The 17805-nt window shown below is 61.9% G+C and carries 14 protein-coding genes and 1 pseudogene; 10 read left to right on the top strand and 5 right to left on the bottom strand.

The annotated features are described in order from the left end of the window. The 3 genes from JWQ24_RS05490 to JWQ24_RS05500 form a co-directional block, all read left to right on the top strand. A partial coding sequence (locus JWQ24_RS05490) for a B12-binding domain-containing radical SAM protein (RefSeq protein ID WP_299805373.1) occupies window positions 1-1403 on the top strand: 1403 nt, incomplete at its 5' end. Between the two features lie 20 nt (window positions 1404-1423). Further along, window positions 1424-2197 carry an ethanolamine ammonia-lyase subunit EutC gene (gene eutC / locus JWQ24_RS05495; RefSeq protein ID WP_299805375.1) on the top strand — a complete coding sequence of 258 codons (774 nt, stop codon included), beginning with the start codon at window positions 1424-1426 and terminating at the stop codon, window positions 2195-2197. 229 nt (window positions 2198-2426) lie between these two features. After that, window positions 2427-4796 (top strand): MMPL family transporter, encoded by a 2370-nt coding sequence (locus JWQ24_RS05500; RefSeq protein ID WP_299805377.1) that lies wholly within the window; start codon window positions 2427-2429, stop codon window positions 4794-4796. Window positions 4797-4818: 22 nt separating this feature from the next. Here the strand turns inward: JWQ24_RS05500 and JWQ24_RS05505 are convergent, their stop codons facing one another. Then, window positions 4819-5316 (bottom strand): hypothetical protein, encoded by a 498-nt coding sequence (locus JWQ24_RS05505; protein ID WP_299805380.1) that lies wholly within the window; start codon window positions 5314-5316, stop codon window positions 4819-4821. Between the two features lie 440 nt (window positions 5317-5756). Here JWQ24_RS05505 and JWQ24_RS05510 point away from each other — a divergent pair, with 440 nt between their 5' ends. The 6 genes from JWQ24_RS05510 (at window position 5757) to JWQ24_RS05535 (ending at window position 11924) form a co-directional block, all read left to right on the top strand. Then, the gene (locus JWQ24_RS05510) at window positions 5757-5987 is read left to right on the top strand and encodes a cysteine rich repeat-containing protein (RefSeq protein WP_299805383.1); all 231 of its coding nucleotides are present in this window, start codon (window positions 5757-5759) and stop codon (window positions 5985-5987) included. A gap of 211 nt (window positions 5988-6198) precedes the next feature. After that, window positions 6199-7077, top strand: a complete 879-nt coding sequence (gene hpnC / locus JWQ24_RS05515) for a squalene synthase HpnC (RefSeq protein ID WP_299805386.1) — start codon at window positions 6199-6201, stop codon at window positions 7075-7077. A gap of 4 nt (window positions 7078-7081) precedes the next feature. Then, window positions 7082-7939, top strand: a complete 858-nt coding sequence (gene hpnD, locus JWQ24_RS05520; protein WP_299805389.1) for a presqualene diphosphate synthase HpnD — start codon at window positions 7082-7084, stop codon at window positions 7937-7939. Continuing rightward, entirely contained in the window at window positions 7939-9195 is a 1257-nt protein-coding gene (gene hpnE, locus JWQ24_RS05525; protein WP_299805391.1) for a hydroxysqualene dehydroxylase HpnE, read from the top strand. The genes hpnD and hpnE overlap by 1 nt, the downstream gene beginning before the upstream one ends. Window positions 9196-9222: 27 nt before the next feature. Beyond that, window positions 9223-11196 carry a squalene--hopene cyclase gene (shc, locus tag JWQ24_RS05530; protein ID WP_299805393.1) on the top strand — a complete coding sequence of 658 codons (1974 nt, stop codon included), beginning with the start codon at window positions 9223-9225 and terminating at the stop codon, window positions 11194-11196. Window positions 11197-11201: 5 nt separating this feature from the next. Continuing rightward, window positions 11202-11924, top strand: coding sequence for a phosphorylase (locus JWQ24_RS05535; protein ID WP_299805395.1), 723 nt, complete (start codon window positions 11202-11204; stop codon window positions 11922-11924). Window positions 11925-12068: 144 nt separating this feature from the next. On the opposite strand, the gene JWQ24_RS05540 is transcribed toward JWQ24_RS05535, so the two are convergent. Genes JWQ24_RS05540 through JWQ24_RS05550 form a run of 3 tightly spaced genes read right to left on the bottom strand, consistent with a single transcriptional unit; the run spans window position 12069 to window position 15351 of the window. Beyond that, on the bottom strand, window positions 12069-13268 hold the full coding sequence (locus tag JWQ24_RS05540; RefSeq protein WP_299805397.1) for an ABC transporter substrate-binding protein: 1200 nt from the start codon (window positions 13266-13268) through the stop codon (window positions 12069-12071). Window positions 13269-13328: 60 nt separating this feature from the next. Next, window positions 13329-14102, bottom strand: a complete 774-nt coding sequence (locus tag JWQ24_RS05545) for an enoyl-CoA hydratase (protein WP_299805399.1) — start codon at window positions 14100-14102, stop codon at window positions 13329-13331. A 43-nt stretch (window positions 14103-14145) separates the two neighbouring features. Then, window positions 14146-15351: a CaiB/BaiF CoA-transferase family protein gene (locus tag JWQ24_RS05550; RefSeq protein ID WP_299805400.1), complete on the bottom strand. Its 1206-nt coding sequence runs from the start codon at window positions 15349-15351 to the stop codon at window positions 14146-14148. Window positions 15352-15588: 237 nt separating this feature from the next. Between JWQ24_RS05550 and JWQ24_RS05555 the strand changes: the two genes are divergently transcribed. Beyond that, entirely contained in the window at window positions 15589-16491 is a 903-nt protein-coding gene (locus JWQ24_RS05555; RefSeq protein ID WP_299805403.1) for a LysR substrate-binding domain-containing protein, read from the top strand. Between the two features lie 139 nt (window positions 16492-16630). Here JWQ24_RS05555 and hpnH read toward each other — a convergent pair. Next, window positions 16631-17791: pseudogene (gene hpnH / locus JWQ24_RS05560) on the bottom strand (adenosyl-hopene transferase HpnH). Window positions 17792-17805: the final 14 nt, after the last annotated feature.

Below are 17805 nucleotides of genomic sequence, written 5' to 3' on the forward strand. Positions count from 1 at the left end.
TTATCGACGAGAACATGAAGCTGGCCACGCCGGCCGATTTCCTTTGGGCCGAAGCCGTGTTCGTCAGCGGCATGCATATTCAGCGTTCGCAGATGAACGAAATCTGCCATCGCGCCCATGGCTATGATTTGCCAGTGGCGATTGGCGGGCCTTCGGTCAGCTCGTGCCCGGAATACTATCCTTCGTTCGATTACCTCCATTGTGGTGAGCTCGGCGACGCCACAGATCAGCTGATCGACATCCTCGCCGCGGATACCAGGCGCCCGGACCGGCAGGTGGTGCTCAAGACCGCCGACCGTCTCGACATGACCAAGTTTCCGATTCCGGCCTACGAGCTCGCCGACATTCCGCGTTACTTTCTCGGCAGCATTCAGTATTCCTCGGGCTGTCCCTATCAGTGCGAGTTCTGCGACATTCCCGGCCTGTATGGCCGCAATCCGCGGCTGAAGTCGCCGGAGCAGATCACCGCCGAGCTCGACAAGCTGCTCGAATGCGGCATCATGGGTTCGGTGTATTTCGTCGATGACAATTTCATCGGCAACCGCAAGGCTGCGCTCGACCTGCTGCCGCATCTGGTCGAATGGCAGAAGAAGACCGGCTACGTGTTGCGGCTCTCCTGCGAGGCCACGCTGAACATCGCCAAGCGCCCGGAGATCCTGGCCTTGATGCGCGATTCGCTGTTCGGCACCATCTTCTGCGGCATCGAGACGCCCGATCCGGTTGCCCTCAAGGCGATGAAGAAGGACCACAACATGGTCCTGCCGATTATGGAGTCGATCGAGGTGCTGAACAGTTTTGGCATGGAGGTGGTATCCGGTATCATCCTCGGCCTCGACACCGACAGGCCGGAGACCGGGCAGGCGCTGCTCGATTTCGTCGATGCGTCGCAGATTCCGCTGCTCACCATCAACCTGCTGCAGGCGCTGCCGCAGACGCCGTTGTGGGACCGTCTCAAGAAGGCCAACCGGCTCAACGAAGAAGAGGGCCGCGATTCTAACGTCGATTTCTTGCTGCCCTATGACGACGTGGTGCGGTCCTGGCGGGCGTGCATGGGCGCCGCCTATCAGCCGCAGAAACTGCTCGACCGCTACGAATACCAGATCACCAAGACCTATCCGAACCGCATCATGCCGCGCACCAGGCAGCAGGCTTCCTGGAAGAACATCCGGATGGGCCTGATCATGCTGCGCAACATCTTCTGGAAGGTTGGCGTGCTCGGCGACTACAAGGCGGCGTTCTGGAAGTTCGCCTTGCGCCGGCTGGCTAGGGGCGAGATCGAGTACCTGATCTCCTCGATCATGGTTGCGCAGCATCTCATCATGTTCTCGCGCGATGCCTCGCAGGGCACTACCAGCGCGTCGTACTATTCGATGAAGATGCCGGACGCGGTCCCGGCGGAATGACGGACCAGCAGGGCGCCGTCATGAACGGCAACAGCGATATGGCGGCGCCGCGACGAAGCATTGCGGAATTGCGCGCCCTGACGCCGGCGCGCGTCGGGCTCGGCCGCTCCGGCGCCAGCCTGACGACGCAGGCGCTGCTCGACTTCACGCTGGATCACGCCCGCGCCCGCGACGCCGTGCATTCGTCGTTCGATGTGGGAGCGATCGCCACGGCGCTATCCGGGCTGGGCCTGCCGACGCTCGCTGTTTCAAGCCAGGCGCTGGCGCGTGCGGATTACCTGAAGCGCCCCGATCTCGGCCGCAAGCTCGATGCCGAATCGCAATTGTTGCTGGTGCAGCGCGACGCCACGCCGTGCGACATCGTGCTGGTGATTGGTGACGGTCTGTCGCCGGCGGCCGTCAACGCGCATGTGGTCGGGCTCGTCAAGGCACTGTTGCCGAAGCTCGCCGGCCTGCGTATCGGCCCGGTGGTGATCGCCAGCGGCGCGCGTGTCGCGCTCGGCGACGAGATCGGCGCGCTCATGAAGACGCGGATGACCGTCCTGCTGATCGGTGAACGGCCGGGGCTCTCCGCCCCTCACAGCCTCGGCGCCTACATCACGCTCCACCCGAAGCCCGGCCTGACCGACGCAGAGCGCAACTGCGTCTCGAACGTCCAGTCCGCCGGGCTCAGTTATGACGAAGCGGCGGTAAAGATTGCCTGGCTCGCTGGCGAAGGCCTGTCCCGCGGCGTCACCGGCGTCTCGCTGAAGGATGAGAGCGGGTTGCGGGCGATGGCCATCGCGCCGGGCTAACCTCTCGCTCCTCGCCATGACGACGTTGTTATCGCTCTTGTGAACTGAAACGCAGCGCTTCGTCCTTGCCCCTGCCTTGTGAGGTATCATACGGATCTGCTACATTTGCGCGTCACAGAATTATTGCATGCTTTCAAGGACTAGAGCCGCTCGGCCGCGTCTATCTTGGCCTCATTGATGCCCCGGAGGTGTGCGATGCGACGCCGTCTTCGACAGAACTGGACAGACGATGCACGACAAGAGTTCCCACGACACCGATATCAAGAAGCTGGGAAAACGACCTGTCAGCATCGCCTTCGGCCTGGAGCGGCTTGGTCTGATTGCCGTCAAGGCGCCGGTGGTATCATGCCTGATCCTGCTGGCGCTGGTGATCGCCGCGGTGTTCGGCATCCAGCGCATCAAGATCGACGATTCGCTGAGCCAGCTGTTTCGTTCCAACTCCAAGGAATACCGCCAGTACGAGGAAGTGACGAAACGCTTTCCGTCCAGCGAGTTCGACGTGCTGGTCGTGGTCGAGGGCAAGACGCTGCTGGCGCGCGACAACCTGGAAAAAATTCGCGACCTCGTCACCGACCTGCAACTGGTCGACGGCACCCGCGGCCTGATCTCGCTGTTCTCGGCGCGGCAGACCCCGACGCCGGGCAAGTTGCCCGCGGCGCTTTTTCCCGCTGAACTGCCCGAGGGCGCCGCCTACGACAAGTTCATCGAGACCGTGAAGACCAATGAGCTGATCCGCGGCAAGCTTCTTTCCGAAGATGGCACGCTGGCGCTGGTGGTGCTGTCGCTCGATCCCGCAGTGGTCAGCAACAACAAGCTCACCACGGTGATCGGCGAGATTCGCAAGATCATGAATGACGATCTGGCGGACAGCAATCTCACCAAGCAGCTCTCGGGCGTGCCGGTGATGCAGCTCGAGATCCGCAATGCGGTCGAGCGCGACGGTCTGATCTACAACGTCGCCGGCATTCTGGCCGGCTGCCTGATCGCGATCATCTTCTTCCGCAAAATCTCGTTCATGATCGTGGCGGCGTTCCCGCCGCTGCTGGCGATCCTGCTGGCGCTGGGCGCGCTTGGTTGGGCCGGCTTCAGCCTCAACATGTTCCTCAACGTGATGACCCCGCTGATCATGGTGATCAGTTTCTCGGATTCGATGCAGCTCACTTTTGCCGCGCGCGACCGGCTGATTGCCGGTGAGGACAAGTATTCCGCGTTCAGGAACGCCGTGCTGGTCGTCGGCCCGGCCTGCGTGCTGACGCATGCCACCGCCGGCATTTCCTTTCTGGCGCTGCAGTTTTCCGATTCCGACCTGATCCGCGCCTTCGGCGAAGCGGGCCTTGCCGCCACCATCATCGCGCTGGTTGCGGTGCTCTCTTTGGTGCCGGTGTTCGGCGTGCTGCTGGTACGCAACGAGGAGAAGTTCGCCGCCAAGTTCCAGAAGGCCGATTCCGGCGTCACCGCCTTGCGCAACTTCTGCTACTGGATCGCGGTGCGCATGGTTGGGCGTCCCGGCCTGTTCAGCCTGATCTCGGTGATCGTCGTGGGTGGCCTTGCGGTCGTCTACGCCAATCTCGAGCCGCGCTATCGTCTCGCCGACCAGGTGCCGGACAAGGAGCAGGCGGTCGCCGCCTCAAGCCGGCTCGACGCCAAGCTGACCGGCGCCAACCCGATCGACGTCCTGATCGAATTCCCCAAGGGGCAGGACCTTTATTCGCCGGAAACGCTGGCGACCATCGCCGACGTGCATTCGCTGGTCGAGAAACAGGCCGGTGTCGGCAATGTCTGGTCGCTGGAAACGCTGCGCCGCTGGCTCGCCGAGAAGGCCGGCGCCACCGACGTCGCAACGTTGAAGGAATATGTCGACGTCATTCCCGAACATCTGGCGCGCCGCTTCATCTCGGCGGACCAGACCGCGGTGGTGGTTTCCGGCCGCGTGCCGGATCTGGATTCGAGCCAGATCCTGCCGGTGGTCGACAAGCTCGATGGCCTGCTGCAGTCGGTTCGCGCCAAGCATCCCGGCTATGAGATCGCCGTCACCGGCCTGTCAGCCATTGCCGCGCGTAACTCGGCCGGCATGATCGAGAAGCTGAACCACGGCCTCACCATCGAATTCGCGCTGGTTGCGATCTTCATCGGCCTCGCGTTCCGCTCCTGGGTGGTGATGCTGGCCTGCATCCTGCCGGGCATTTTCCCGGTGGTGCTGTCCGGCACGGTGCTCTGGTTCTTGGGGGAGGGACTGCAATTCGCCAGCGTGGTGGCGCTGACGGTGTCGTTCGGCCTCGGTCTCAGCGCTACCATCCACTTCCTCAACCGTCTCAGGCTGGAGGATACGCCCGGCACCGATCCGGCGGTCGCGGTGGAGCGCGCTACGGTACTGGTCGGCCCGGCGTTGATCCTGACCACCGTGGTGCTGGCCTGCGGCCTCGTCGTTACGGTGTTTTCGGACCTGCCGTCGCTGCGGCTGTTCGGTTGGCTCAGCGCGTTCTCGATGGTCGCGGCGCTGGTCGCGGACCTGTTCATCCTGCGCCCGACCGCGATGTGGTTGATCAAGCTGCAACAGAAGCTCACCGGCTCTTCGGTGCTGGTGAAGCCGGCGGAGTAGCCGGGATTGCGGAGTTAAGGTCTCAGCCCTTGACCATGCTGATCTGCACGGCGCGGATTTCACCCTTGGACTCGATCGATACCGACTGCTTGTTGCCGCGCGTCGTCAGCGTGATGTTGGCAGCGAAGCCCGCGGCTTCGACGAAGACGTCGATCTGGCCGCCGCCGGCACGGCCGTTGAGGTTGCCGTAAATGCCTCGGCTGGCTTCGCTCCAACTGCCGGACACGTTGTTGCCCTGGCTGGTGACCTTGCTGCTGAGATCAAACTTGTAGCTGTCGCTGGCGCAGCGCAGCGTCTGCGCGAGCGCGGTGCCGCCGTCGACCTTGTAGGTGGCCCGGCAGCGAATTCGCTCGGACGTGCCGTCCGACAATGACACCGTGCCGATGCCATTCCAGGAACCGTCAAATCCCACGAACGGGCCGGACTGGGCGTGGCTCGCCGATGCCGAGAGCATCAGCACTGCGGCGATGCCAATGGCCTTGATCGTATTTCCGGAAAAATTCGAGGCAAACCGGTTCATATTGCTTTTCCCACCAATGGCGCCGTCGCCCTAACGGCATCGCGCGGTATCGAAAGTTGAGTGTCGCTTCAAACCTTAAGGTTCAACGTAGCTAAGTATGCTGCGCAGATTGTGGAAGTGCCGGGCCACCACCCGTCAGTCGAAAATTCCGTGATGGGCCCGCCGGGCACCTCATTGACCGCACGGCGGCGATCTCTTGTCACAGTCCCGAAAAGCCGACATATCGGCATAGCTGCCCCCTGTATCGAATGCCCGTGGCGGCGCGTTTTGGCCGCATTTGTCGGGACTTCTCTGGTCCTTGGGCACGCTGTGTCCGGTTTGCATCCCTCGCGGTTAAATCCACTTAAGTGCCTGAAGATAAGGCTCAACCGGTGACGCGGAAGGGGCCGCCTATGCTATGCAGCGGGCAGCTGAATCGGTCATCACACTGAAGGAAGACAATGCGTAAATTTTTCTTGGTCCTGTCCGTGCTTTCCGTGTCCGCCTCGACGGGCGCACTGGCGCAGCACAGCGGCACCGATGCCGAGCAGAAGGCCTGCTCGCGCGACGTGCAGAAGTTCTGCCGCAAGCTGATGGATCAGGGCGATCTCGTGATCCTGTCCTGCCTGAAGGAAAACCGCCCCAAGCTGACCAAGGCCTGCGGCGACGTATTGATCAGCCACGGCCAGTAAGCCTGTAAATCGATCAAGCGGGGCTCGGGGCTGGCCGCTGCGGGCCCCTAAACGTGTTTCGCCTCCGGATCGGGCGCGAAACCGGCAGTTTGGCATTGGTTTAACTTGCCGATTTCCCCTATATGGGGGCTCGCAACCGACCCGCCGGCCGGAACTTTCGGCTTGGTCGTGGGCGGGCCATCCCTGTTGCCATCAATGTAGCCAGTTCTGAATGACCCCTGCGAGCGACCTGCGATCTGGTAAAACCCACAAGGACGAGAATTTCCCGGTTGCGTCGTGGATCATCCATCCGCGCCATCGGGCGCTGATTCTCGCCTTCTACAATTTTGTCCGCACGGCTGACGACATTGCCGACCACGCGGTGCTCGATGCCCCCGCCAAGCTGGCTTTGCTCGATGAACTGGAAGCCAACCTGCTGGGGCAGGGCGATGCCCAGCGCGAGGGTGTTGTGTTGCGCGCCGCTCTGGCCGAGCGCGGCATGCCGCCGCGCCATGCCCAGGACGTGCTCATTGCGTTCCGGATGGACGTCAATCGCCGCCGCTACGGCAACTGGGACGAACTGATCCACTATTGTTCGTATTCGGCGATGCCGGTCGGGCGCTTCATGCTCGACGTCCACGGCGAGAGCAAAGCCACCTGGCCCGCCTCGGATGCGCTGTGCGCGGCGCTGCAGATCAACAACCATCTGCAGGATTGCGGCGAGGACTATCGCGAGCTTGATCGCGTCTACATTCCCGACGACACGCTGGCGCGCTTTGGCGCGACGCACGCTGATCTCAAGCAGACCAAGGCGACGCCGGCACTGCTGTCCTGCATCCGCGAACTGGCCGACAAGACCGACGCACTGTTGCGCGAAAGCGACCTGCTGGCGGTACAGGTCGCCGACATCCGGCTGGGCTGCGAGATTTCGGTGATCGACACCTATGCCCGCGAAATCCTCAAACTCCTGAAGGTGCGCGATCCGCTCAGTGAGCGCGTTCATCTGTCGAAAATGGAGCTGGTCGGCTACGGCCTCAGCAGCCTGTTCGGCGGGTTGTGGCGCCGCGCCACCGGCAGCGCGGCGTTGTCGCGCTCCACACCGGGCACATGACCTCATGACCAGTGCAGCAAATATCGAAGAGGCCCGCGACGAGGCCCGGAATCAAGCTGAAGGAATTGCAGTCGGCAGTTCGTTCTACGCGGCGATGCGGATCCTTCCGCGCGTGCAGCGCGACGCCATGTTCCAGATCTACAGCTTCTGCCGTCAGGTCGACGACATCGCCGATTCCGACGGGCCGCGCGACGAACGCCTCGAAGCCTTGCAGCAGTGGCGCGAAGATATCGATGCACTCTATGCCGGCCAGCCGCCGGCGCGGGTGAAGTCCTATGCCGAACCGGTTGCGCAGTTCGGGATGCGGCGCGAGGATTTCCTCGCCGTCATCGATGGCATGGAAATGGACGTGCCGGCCGACATTCGCGCGCCGGATGATGCCACGCTCGATTTGTATTGCGACCGCGTCGCCAGCGCCGTCGGCCGGCTCTCGGTCAAGGTGTTCGGTCTGCCGGACGACGACGGTATCCTGCTCGCGCATCATCTGGGTCGCGCGCTGCAGCTCACCAACATCCTGCGCGATATCGACGAGGACGCCGGCATCGGCCGGCTCTATCTGCCGCGCGAAATTCTGTTTCACGCCGGCATTACCTCGAACGATCCGGATACCGTGATCGCAAGCCCGGCGCTGCCGAAAGTCTGTGTGCCTTTGGTGGCGCGCGCGCGGGCGCATTACGACAAGTCCGACGAGATCATGGCTCGCAACAGGCGCAGCACGGTCAGGGCGCCACGTATCATGTCGAAATACTATCGCAGGATTCTCGAATTGCTGGTGGTGCGCGGCTTTGCGCTGCCTCGCGATCCGGTCCGTCTCGGCCGGGCCTCGAAGATCGCCATCCTGTTGCGATACGGCATCATCTGATGACAAAGACAGCTCACATCATCGGCGCCGGAATTTCCGGGCTGGCCGCCGCGGTTCGGCTCGTCAACGCCGGATTCCAGGTGCACGTCCACGAAGCCACGCAGCAGGCCGGCGGCCGCTGCCGCTCGTACTTCGACGCGCAGACGCAACTGGTGATCGACAACGGCAACCATTTGATGCTGTCGGGCAATCATCACGCCGTTGCCTATGCGAAGTCGATCGGCGCCGAGGCCGGTCTGGTCGGGCCTGCGCGCGCGCAATTTCCGTTCTTCGATATCAAGACCGGCAAGCACTGGCAGCTTGATCTAGGCAATGGACGGATCCCGACGTGGCTGTTCGACAAGAACCGCCGCGTGCCCGACACCCGCATCCGCGATTACCTCGCTTTGGCGCCGCTGATCTGGGCCAAGCCAAGCCAGCTGGTAGGCGACGTCATCCCCTGCAAGGGCATGTTGTACGATCGGCTGGTGCAGCCGTTGCTGCTTGCCGCACTCAACGTCGAGCCGCCGGAAGGCTCTGCCGGCCTTGCGGGCGCGATCGTGCGCGAGACGCTGCTTGCCGGCGGCCATGCCTGCCGGCCGCTGATCGCGCGTGACGGCCTCAGCGCCGTGCTGGTCGAGCCCGCGATCGAGCTGTTGCGCGGCAAGGGCGCCGGCATCCATTTCGGCCACGAGCTGCGTGGCTTCACGATGAATGGCGAGCGCGTTGGCGTGCTGAATTTCGGCACCGATGATGCCGTGATCCTGGGCCCCGACGACGTCGTCGTGATGGCGGTGCCGCCGCGCGCGGCGGCATCGATGTTGCCCGGCCTGAAGACACCGACCAAGTACCGCGCCATCGTCAATGCGCATTTCCGCTATGATCCGCCGGCCGGTCTGCCGGACCTGACGGGCGTGGTCGGCGGCGTGATCGAATGGCTGTTCGCGTTTCCGCAACGGCTCTCGATCACCATCAGCAATGCCGACCGGTTGATCGACGTGCCGCGCGAGCAGCTGGCACAGGAAATCTGGGACGAGATCTGCAAGGCCGCCGGTATCACCGCCGAACTGCCGTCGTGGCAGATCGTGCGCGAACGCCGAGCCACCTTCGAGGCGACGCCGGAGCAGAACGCGCAACGGCCGAGCCCGGTGACGAAGTTCAAGAACCTGTTCCTTGCCGGCGACTGGACCGATACCGGCCTGCCGGCGACCATCGAGGGCTCGGTGCGCTCCGGCGACCGCGCCGCCGATCTCGTGCTGGCGATGCCGCAGGCGTAACCACCTAGTTTACGACGAGTACACAACATGCCGAACCAGATGCATTCCGACCGTCCGGAGGTCTCCGTCGAACATGCGGCGCTGGAAAACAGCATCGCTGCGGCACGGCAGGGCCTGCTCGGCTTCCGGCAGGCCGATGGCCACTGGGTGTTCGAGCTCGAGGCCGACGTCACGATTCCCGCCGAATATGTGCTGCTGCGGCACTATCTTGCCGAGCCGGTCGATCACGAGCTGGAACGCAAGATCAGCAACTACATCCGCCGTACGCAGGGCACGCATGGCGGTTGGGCGCTGGTGCAGGATGGTCCGTTCGACATGAGCGCCAGCGTGAAGGCCTACTTCGCGCTGAAGATGATGGGTGAGGATCCCAACGCGCCGTGCATGGCGAAAGCGCGCGAGGCGATCCGCTCGCGCGGCGGCGCGATCCACAGCAACGTGTTCACGCGCTTCATGCTGTCGATGTTCGGCGTGCTGACCTGGAAGAGCGTGCCGGTCCTGCCGGTCGAGATCATGCTCCTGCCGTTCTGGTTTCCCTTCCATCTCAACAAGATGTCGTACTGGGCGCGCACCACCATCGTGCCGTTGATGGTGCTGGCGGCGAAAAAACCGCGCGCGCAAAATCTAGGCGAGATCGATATCCGCGAATTGTTCCTGCAGGATCCGAAACTGATCGGCCGCACCGCGCGCGCGCCGCATCAGAGCCGTGCGCTGTTCGCGTTCTTCACCGGCATCGACATCGTGTTGCGCGCCGCCGATCCGTTTTTTCCGAAGCGGCTGCGTCAGCGCGCGATCGACAAGGCTGTGGCCTTTGTCGAGGAGCGGTTGAACGGCGAAGATGGGCTCGGCGCGATCTATCCGCCGATGGCCAATACCGTGATGATGTACGAGGTGCTGGGTTTTCCGGCGGACTATCCGCCGCGGGCCGTTACCCGCCGTGGTATCGACAAGCTGCTGGTGATCGGCGACGTGGAGGCCTATTGCCAGCCTTGCGTCTCGCCGGTGTGGGACACTTCGCTGGCCGCGCACGCGATGCTGGAGGCCGGCGGCGACGATGCCTTCAACGCCGCCAAGGGCGGGCTCGACTGGCTGGTGCCTAGGCAGGTATTGGACGTCAAGGGCGACTGGGCGGTGAAGCGGCCCGATCTGCGTCCGGGCGGCTGGGCATTCCAGTACAACAACGCGCATTACCCGGATCTCGACGATACCGCCGTGGTGATGATGGCGATGGACCGCGCGCGCAAGCACGCAGGCATCAAGGATTACGACACCGCGATCGACCGCGGCCGCGAATGGATCGAGGGCATGCAGAGCCGCGACGGCGGCTTTGCGGCGTTCGATGTCGACAACCTCGAATACTATCTCAACCACATCCCGTTTTCGGATCACGGCGCGCTGCTCGACCCGCCGACCGAGGACGTCACGGCGCGCTGCGTCTCGCTGTTGGCACAGCTCGGCGAAACCGCGCAGACCAGCAAGCCGATGGCCGACGGCGTCGAATACCTTCGCCGCACCCAGCTCGCCGAGGGCTCCTGGTACGGCCGCTGGGGCCTGAACTACATCTACGGCACCTGGTCGGTGCTGTGCGCCCTCAACGCCGCCGGGATCGACCACCAGGACCCGATGATGCGCAAGGCGGTGGCCTGGCTGCTGTCAATCCAGAACACCGATGGCGGCTGGGGCGAGGACGCCGCCAGTTATCGGCTCGATTACAAGGGATTCGAATCAGCCCCGACCACCGCGTCGCAGACGGCATGGGCCTTGCTTGCCCTGATGGCGGCCGGCGAGGTGACAAATCCGGCCGTGGAGCGGGGAATGCGATACCTAATGGTCACACAGACCGAAAAAGGCCTGTGGGATGAGGCCCGCTACACCGCTACGGGCTTTCCGCGCGTATTTTATCTGCGTTACCATGGCTACGCGAAGTTCTTCCCGCTCTGGGCGCTGGCCCGGTTCCGCAATCTGAAGAGCACCAACAGCAAGACGGTAAGGGTCGGGATGTGATTTTGATGGCTGGGGGCATTGCGACTGCGGGCGCTTCGATGGACCCGCGGCCGGTATTGATCGTCACGGGACTGGTTCAGGAAGCCAAGATCGCATCCGGTCCCGGCATGACCGTCATCTGCAGCTCCAGCGACCCCGCCCAGCTCCGCGCCTTGCTGGCCGGTTTCGACCCCACCACCATTCGCGGCGTGATCTCGTTCGGCGTCGCCGGCGGCCTCGACCCGCAGTTGAAATCCGGCGCCGTCGTGGTCGCCACCGAAGTGATGGCCGGCAATAGCTGCTGGAAGACCTCCGAGACGCTGAGCGAGGAGTTGATCGCCGGGGCCGGGATCGGCCAGAAGGTGTTCCGCGGCGGCCTCGCTGGCGTCGAGAAGGTTGTGACCGGCCAGGTCGGCAAGGCCTCGCTGCGCTCCGGCACCGGAGCTGCCGCTGTCGATATGGAAAGCCACATTGCCGCCGCCTATGCCGCCGAGGCCGGTTTGCCCTTCGCCGCGCTGCGCGTCGTCTCCGATCCCGCCCACCGCGCATTGCCGGAACTGGCGACCACCGCGATCAAGCCGAATGGCGACATCGACATCAGCAAGGTGATGCGCGGCATCGTCCGCAATCCCCTGGTGATCCGCGCGCTGGTCTCGACCGGTCGCGATTTCAACCGCGCCCTGCGCAGCCTGCGCGACTGCCGCAGCTTCTTCCGCGGCAAGACCGGCCTGGTCGCCGCGGAAGTCTGAAACTCTTCAGATCAGATGCGGTGGGGCGCTCTTCCGCCTTGTGACAACATCGTCACGAGCGACGATGTTGCCACATTTTCGGCCTGTCCCGGAAGCCGAGGGGAGTGAGTCGCTTCGCGGATCGAATCCGCCCGCGAGATTGGATCAGTTCAGAGCCCGTTGGCAGCCGGTCTGTTCGAGAGGGATGAACGCGTCTTCCGCTGCGATCTTGGAAACGACTTTCATGATGTCGTCCGGCCCCTTCGACTCCTGCGGTGTCTTCACTTCCATCAGGTAGATAGGCTGCATGACGCGGCCATCCTTGCGGATCTTCACTCCCTTGTGGAGAGGGTCGGACAGCGGCGTCGCGTACATCATGGCCGATACCTTGTCAGGATCGGTCGTTCCGGCGGCCTTGACGGCGGCGAGATAGTGATAAACGGCGCTATAGGAATCGGCCTGGTAATAAGTCGGTATCTTTCCGTGCACGGCCTTGAAGCGCTTGCTCCAGGCGCGAGTGGTATCGTCCATGTCCCAGTAGAAGTCGGCGACGCCGATCACGCCTTGCGATGCGGGAAGCCCGATTGACTGGATGTCACTGGTGAAGATATCGAGGCCAACGATTTTCAGCTTCGATCCGGGGCCCCCCAGGCCGAACTCTTGCGCCTGCTTGATCGCATTTTGAGTGTCGGAACCTGCGTTCGCGAACGCAATGACATTGGCGCCCGAGCTTTGGGCCTGCAACAGGAATGACGAAAAATCTGCGGTGTTGAGCGGTGCGCGGGCGCTTCCAAGGACCGTGCCTCCGGCGGCTTTGACGACTTCGGACGAATATTTCTCGAGATCCTGGCCAAATACGTAGTTCGCCGTGATGTAGAACCAGGATGTGCCGCCGCCGGCGACCACGGCGCGCGTGGCCGCGGTTGAAATCGCATGGGTGTCCGGAAGCCAGTGAATGCTGTAGGGTGAGCAAGACTTTCCCGTGATCTCGGCCGTGGTTCCACCGCTTACCAGAAAGATCTTTTTGCGCTCCGTGGACACAAACTGAATCGCGAGAGCGGTTGACGAACTGCCGCCATCGACGACCGCCGTCACGTTATCCCGGTCGTAGAACTGGCGGGCGAGATTGGCTGCAATGTCAGGCTTGTTCTGTTCGTCGCCGCTGATGATCGTAATTGGTTTCCCGAGGACCTGTCCTCCAAAGTCTTCGATGGCGAGGCGGGCGGCCACAACCGATCCTGGACCAGAAAGGTCGGAGTACGGTCCTGACATGTCGCCGATAACGGCGATCTTAACGGCATCGTCTGCGAGACACGGGGATGCGCAGAGAGCAAGAATAGCAAAGGCATGAACGGCGTTTTTCAAGTGAGTGTCCTCCTGGAGTTTTGTTTTTTGACGCAAGCTCGTGGTCTGTGCGGGGCAGGGCTATCCGGCCTTTTTCGTGAAAAAGTCGGCCATGAAATGTTTTGGTTCGCCGGTCGTGAAGGCATCGCCGAAATACGAAATGCTGGCGGAGATTGAATCCGAGAGCGACATGTCTTCCCAACGGCGAAGCAATTCCTTCTGCGCTCGCATGACCTGCGATCCGGACTTCAGGATCAGCTCGATAACCTTGCCGATTTCCCGGTCGAGTTCGCTGGCGGGGACGACGACGTCAACCAATCCCCATGATAGGGCGGTATTGGCGTCGATCACGGCACCTGTCAGGATCATGTAGCGCGCGCGACCCCAGCCGATGAGACGTGGCAGCAGCGCCGCATGAACGACCGAGGGGATGCCGACCTGCACTTCCGGCATTGCGAAGTTTGACGTTTTAGACGCCACGCGGATATCGCAGGCGGCAGCGAGCTCCAGGCCTCCGCCGAGACACCACCCCGATATCCTGGCAACCACCGGCACAGGAAAATGACGCACGCTTTCGCAGAGGTCGCGCAATCTCGATATGAAGCGCTCAGCGGAATCCTTTTCGAGCTGAGCCATCTCGCGAAGATCGGCGCCGCCGATGAATGTGCGATCTTCGGGCGATGTCAGGATGAGGATCCGAATGGTAGTCTCTTGTGCAAGGGCGTCCATCCCCGCGATGAGTCCGTCCATGACAACCGTGTTGAGCAGGTTCGCTTTGCCGGCGTTGCAGATGGTCATCTCGACGACGCCACCGTCTGCGCGCGTGACGCCGCAGAAGTCGTTTAACATTTCCATGTGTGTTCCAGTCATCTAGGAGGAGGTTCTGTCGTCGCCCAGGTCAGGCCACGACGTTCCGGTCGCGGAGGCTTGCGACGTCGGCCTCTGAAATCCCGAGGCTCAGCAAGATCTCGTCGGTGTGTTCGCCGAGAAGAGGCGGGGGGAGAGACCTTTCTGCGGATACGATTGGATTTCGCACCGTCGGAATCTCGCCCATACGGGGATGGTGGAGGGTTTGCAGGATCTCTCGATGTTTGACCTGTTCATCGCGAAATACCTCGTCGAGCGCTCTGATCGGTCCCCACGGCACACCCGACGCATCGAACAGTCTGCCCCAGTCCTCTCTGGTCCGTTGATTCATAATCCCTGTGACGTGCTCCCGCAGCGCGGAAAGGTTTTCGATCCGATCCCGGTTGGTACGAAAACGTAGATCGTCGGCGAGTTCGTCACGACCAGCCATGACGCAAAACTTTGCAAATTGCCTGTCATTGCCAATGGCCAGGATCAGGAAGCCATCGCTGCAGGGAAAGACCTCGTAAGGTGCGCAGTTGGGGTGCGCATTTCCGCCCCGGGTGGGAGGCTGACCCGAAAGAAGGTAATTCATATTCTGATTGGCGTTGAGGGCGACAGCGGCATCCAGCAAAGCAAGGTCGATATGCTCGCCTTCGCCGGTCTTTTCCTGCTTCCGGAGAGCCGCAAGGATTGCGACGGTCGCATACATTCCCGTGACAATGTCGTTGATGGCGACGCCGGCGCGAAGCGGGCCTGCGCCGGGATGACCGTCGGGAATGCCGGTATAGCTCATGAAACCGGCCATGCCCTGAAAGACGTAATCATATCCCGGGCGTCCGGCGAGCGGGCCGTCTTGTCCGAATCCCGTGATGGATGCGTAAATCAGTCCGGGGTTCAGGCTTCTTAAGGAAGCATAATCGAGACCGAATTTATCGAGGGAGCCGGATTTGAAATTCTCGATGACGATGTGCGACCCGGAGCACATGCGGCGGACCAGATCCTGTCCCGCAGCCTGCGAAAAATCGATAGCGATCGAACGCTTTCCGCGGTTGCAGCTGATGAAATAGGCGGACAACTGATCTCCCGCTTCGGAGGTCATGTAGGGGGGGCCCCATCCGCGGGTATCGTCTCCAGAACCGACCGCCTCGACCTTGATGACTTCGGCGCCGAGGTCCGCAAGATTTTGCGAGCACCATGGCCCCGCCAGGATGCGAGAGAGGTCGAGCACCTTCACTCCTGCCAAAGAATTCTGCATGCTGTTAGCTCCGCACTATCTGGTCGCGAAGCGTTGCGTGACGGGGGGCTCTCAGTCCAATCTAAAGAACCGAACGGCATCTTTGGCTGGTTGGAATGCTTGTGCCCTCAGATGGCGTGAAAGACTCGAAGGTAAAATGGGAGCGGCGCTGCATATTCGGGGCGTGACGGTAGGGTTGTGCTCGGATACACCGGCGAGCAAGAATGCAGCGTCTCTGGGCGATCAAAGAAACGGCCAATGCGGTACGATCTGGTGGATTTGAAGCTGTTCAGGGCAATTGCGGAGACGTCGAGTCTGTCCGTAGGCGCTGCCCAGATACACCTATCGCCTGGATCTGCAAGCTATCGGCTTAAAAATCTGGAGCGCCTCGTAGGAACCGCGCTCTTCGTGAGGACGCCCCGGGGAATGAATCTTACGGCTGCAGGAGAAAGCCTGCAGCGGCATGTCATCACGGTGTTCTGCGAACTTGAACGCATGCATAGCGAGATGAGCGGATTTGCGAACGGTCTCCGAGGAAGCATACGACTGCACGCAAACAGCAGTTCACTCAACGGATTCCTTGCCGCAGATCTGTCGAGTTTCCTTTCGGCGAACCGGCAGTGCAATATCGAATTGGAGGAGCACAGCAGCGACGAAATTGTCATGGCGGTCGGCGATGGTACCGCCGATCTTGGAATCGTCGCGAGCGATGTCGAATCCGGAACTCTGCAGGTCTTTCCTTACGCGACGGACCATCTGGTATTGGCCGTATCGCACGAGCACGCTCTTGCGCGTCAAAGCCGGATCAAGCTCGAAGAGGCGCTTGACTACGACTTTGTCTGCATGCAGAGAGCGAGCAGCAACTTCCAGTTCTTGGCTCAGACGTGCGGCAGGATGGGAAAACAACTCAATATCAGAATACACGCCCATAATTTCGCGACAGTGCTTCGCCTTGCGCGCGATAATATCGGCGTTGCGTTGGTACCGCGGCGGGTCCTGGAGAATAACCTTTCCGAAGAAAGCTGTGCGGTGGTCGAGCTCTCGGACGAGTGGGCGGTGCGGAGGCTTAAGGTCGTCACCAACGAAATCGAGAAGGCACCTCAATTTACGAAGAACCTCCTGGATCATCTCCTTCTGCGTGTGAACTCCTCGGCTGGATAGCATCTCTCCCGTCGAGGGTTACCAGGCGCGTGAGCCGCAAGTGGGATTGGGGCGCATGGCTGGCGCCAGAAGAAGGCCCGCCGCAAACAAACGGGGCGCGATTTTCATCGCGCCCCGTTTCGTTTTTCAACCAATCGGCTTACGCCGCGGTCGAAGCCTTCCGTTCGAGCTTGGCCTTGGCGGCTTCAGCTTCTTCCTTGCGGATGTCGGACAGGCGCTTCTGCACTTCGGACGAGAAGATGTACTGCGCCGGGCGCTGCTGGGTCATGTCGATTTCCGGGGCCATCGGGCCGGTCGTCTTCACGCCGCGCATCGCCACCCACATTGCCTTGAACGGATTGCTGATCGCAGCGTCCGCCGCGGTGGGCTCGTAGCCGCAATGCGCCATGCAGTCGGCGCACTTTTCGTACTTGCCGGTGCCGTAGGTTTCCCAGTCGGTCGTATCCATCAATTCCTTGAAGGTCTGGGTGTAGCCTTCACCGAGCAGATAGCAGGGCTTCTGCCAGCCGAAGATGTTGCGCGCCGGCATGCCCCACGGGGTGCATTCATATTCCTGGTTGCCCGCGAGGAAATCCAGGAACAGGCCGGAATGCATGAAATTCCACTACTTGCCCTTGCACAGCGCGAACACGTCGCGGAACAGCTTCATGGTCTTGGTGCGGTTGAGGAAGTGCGCCTGGTCAGGGGCGCGCTCGTAGGCGTAGCCCGGCGAGATCGAGACGCCGACCCCGAGCTCTTCGGTGAGGTCGAGAAAGGCGGCGATGTCCTCGGCCGGATGGCCGTCGAAGATCGTGGCATTGACGTTGACCGCGAAGCCTTTGGCCTTGGCAGCCTTGATGGCGTCGACCGCCTTCTCGAATCCGCCCTCCATGCACACCGACTTGTCGTGATGATGCTTGAGGCCGTCGAGATGCACCGAGAAGAACAGGTAGGGCGACGGCTCGAACAGATGCAGCTTCTTCTCCAGCAGCAGCGCATTGGTGCACAGCGAGACGAACTTCTTGCGCGCCACGATGCCTTTGACGATGGCGCCGATGTCGCGATGGATCAGCGGCTCGCCGCCCGGAATTGCCACCATCGGGGCGCCGCACTCGTCGACCGCGTCGAGACATTCCTGCACCGAGAGACGGCGATTCAAAATCGGATCTGGATAATCGATCTTGCCGCAGCCGGAGCAGGCGAGGTTGCAGCGGAACAATGGTTCGAGCATCAGAACAAGCGGATAGCGCTTCCGACCCATGAGCTTCTGCTTCACGAGATAGGCGCCAATCTTCATTTCCTTAAAAAACGGTAAGGCCATCCTGTTACTTTCCA

Origin of the sequence: Tardiphaga sp. (assembly GCF_028290495.1) — a bacterium.
Taxonomy (GTDB): Bacteria; Pseudomonadota; Alphaproteobacteria; order Rhizobiales; family Xanthobacteraceae; genus Tardiphaga.

What these genes read in the sequence shown, in the direction of transcription:
- eutC (WP_299805375.1), top strand. Translation starts at nt 1,424, where the DNA reads ATGAACGGCAACAGCGATATGGCGGCGCCGCGACGAAGCATTGCGGAA.
- JWQ24_RS05500 (WP_299805377.1), top strand. Translation starts at nt 2,427, where the DNA reads ATGCACGACAAGAGTTCCCACGACACCGATATCAAGAAGCTGGGAAAA.
- JWQ24_RS05505 (WP_299805380.1), bottom strand. Translation starts at nt 5,316, where the DNA reads ATGAACCGGTTTGCCTCGAATTTTTCCGGAAATACGATCAAGGCCATT.
- JWQ24_RS05510 (WP_299805383.1), top strand. Translation starts at nt 5,757, where the DNA reads ATGCGTAAATTTTTCTTGGTCCTGTCCGTGCTTTCCGTGTCCGCCTCG.
- hpnC (WP_299805386.1), top strand. Translation starts at nt 6,199, where the DNA reads ATGACCCCTGCGAGCGACCTGCGATCTGGTAAAACCCACAAGGACGAG.
- hpnD (WP_299805389.1), top strand. Translation starts at nt 7,082, where the DNA reads ATGACCAGTGCAGCAAATATCGAAGAGGCCCGCGACGAGGCCCGGAAT.
- hpnE (WP_299805391.1), top strand. Translation starts at nt 7,939, where the DNA reads ATGACAAAGACAGCTCACATCATCGGCGCCGGAATTTCCGGGCTGGCC.
- shc (WP_299805393.1), top strand. Translation starts at nt 9,223, where the DNA reads ATGCCGAACCAGATGCATTCCGACCGTCCGGAGGTCTCCGTCGAACAT.
- JWQ24_RS05535 (WP_299805395.1), top strand. Translation starts at nt 11,202, where the DNA reads ATGGCTGGGGGCATTGCGACTGCGGGCGCTTCGATGGACCCGCGGCCG.
- JWQ24_RS05545 (WP_299805399.1), bottom strand. Translation starts at nt 14,102, where the DNA reads ATGGAAATGTTAAACGACTTCTGCGGCGTCACGCGCGCAGACGGTGGC.
- JWQ24_RS05550 (WP_299805400.1), bottom strand. Translation starts at nt 15,351, where the DNA reads ATGCAGAATTCTTTGGCAGGAGTGAAGGTGCTCGACCTCTCTCGCATC.
- JWQ24_RS05555 (WP_299805403.1), top strand. Translation starts at nt 15,589, where the DNA reads ATGCGGTACGATCTGGTGGATTTGAAGCTGTTCAGGGCAATTGCGGAG.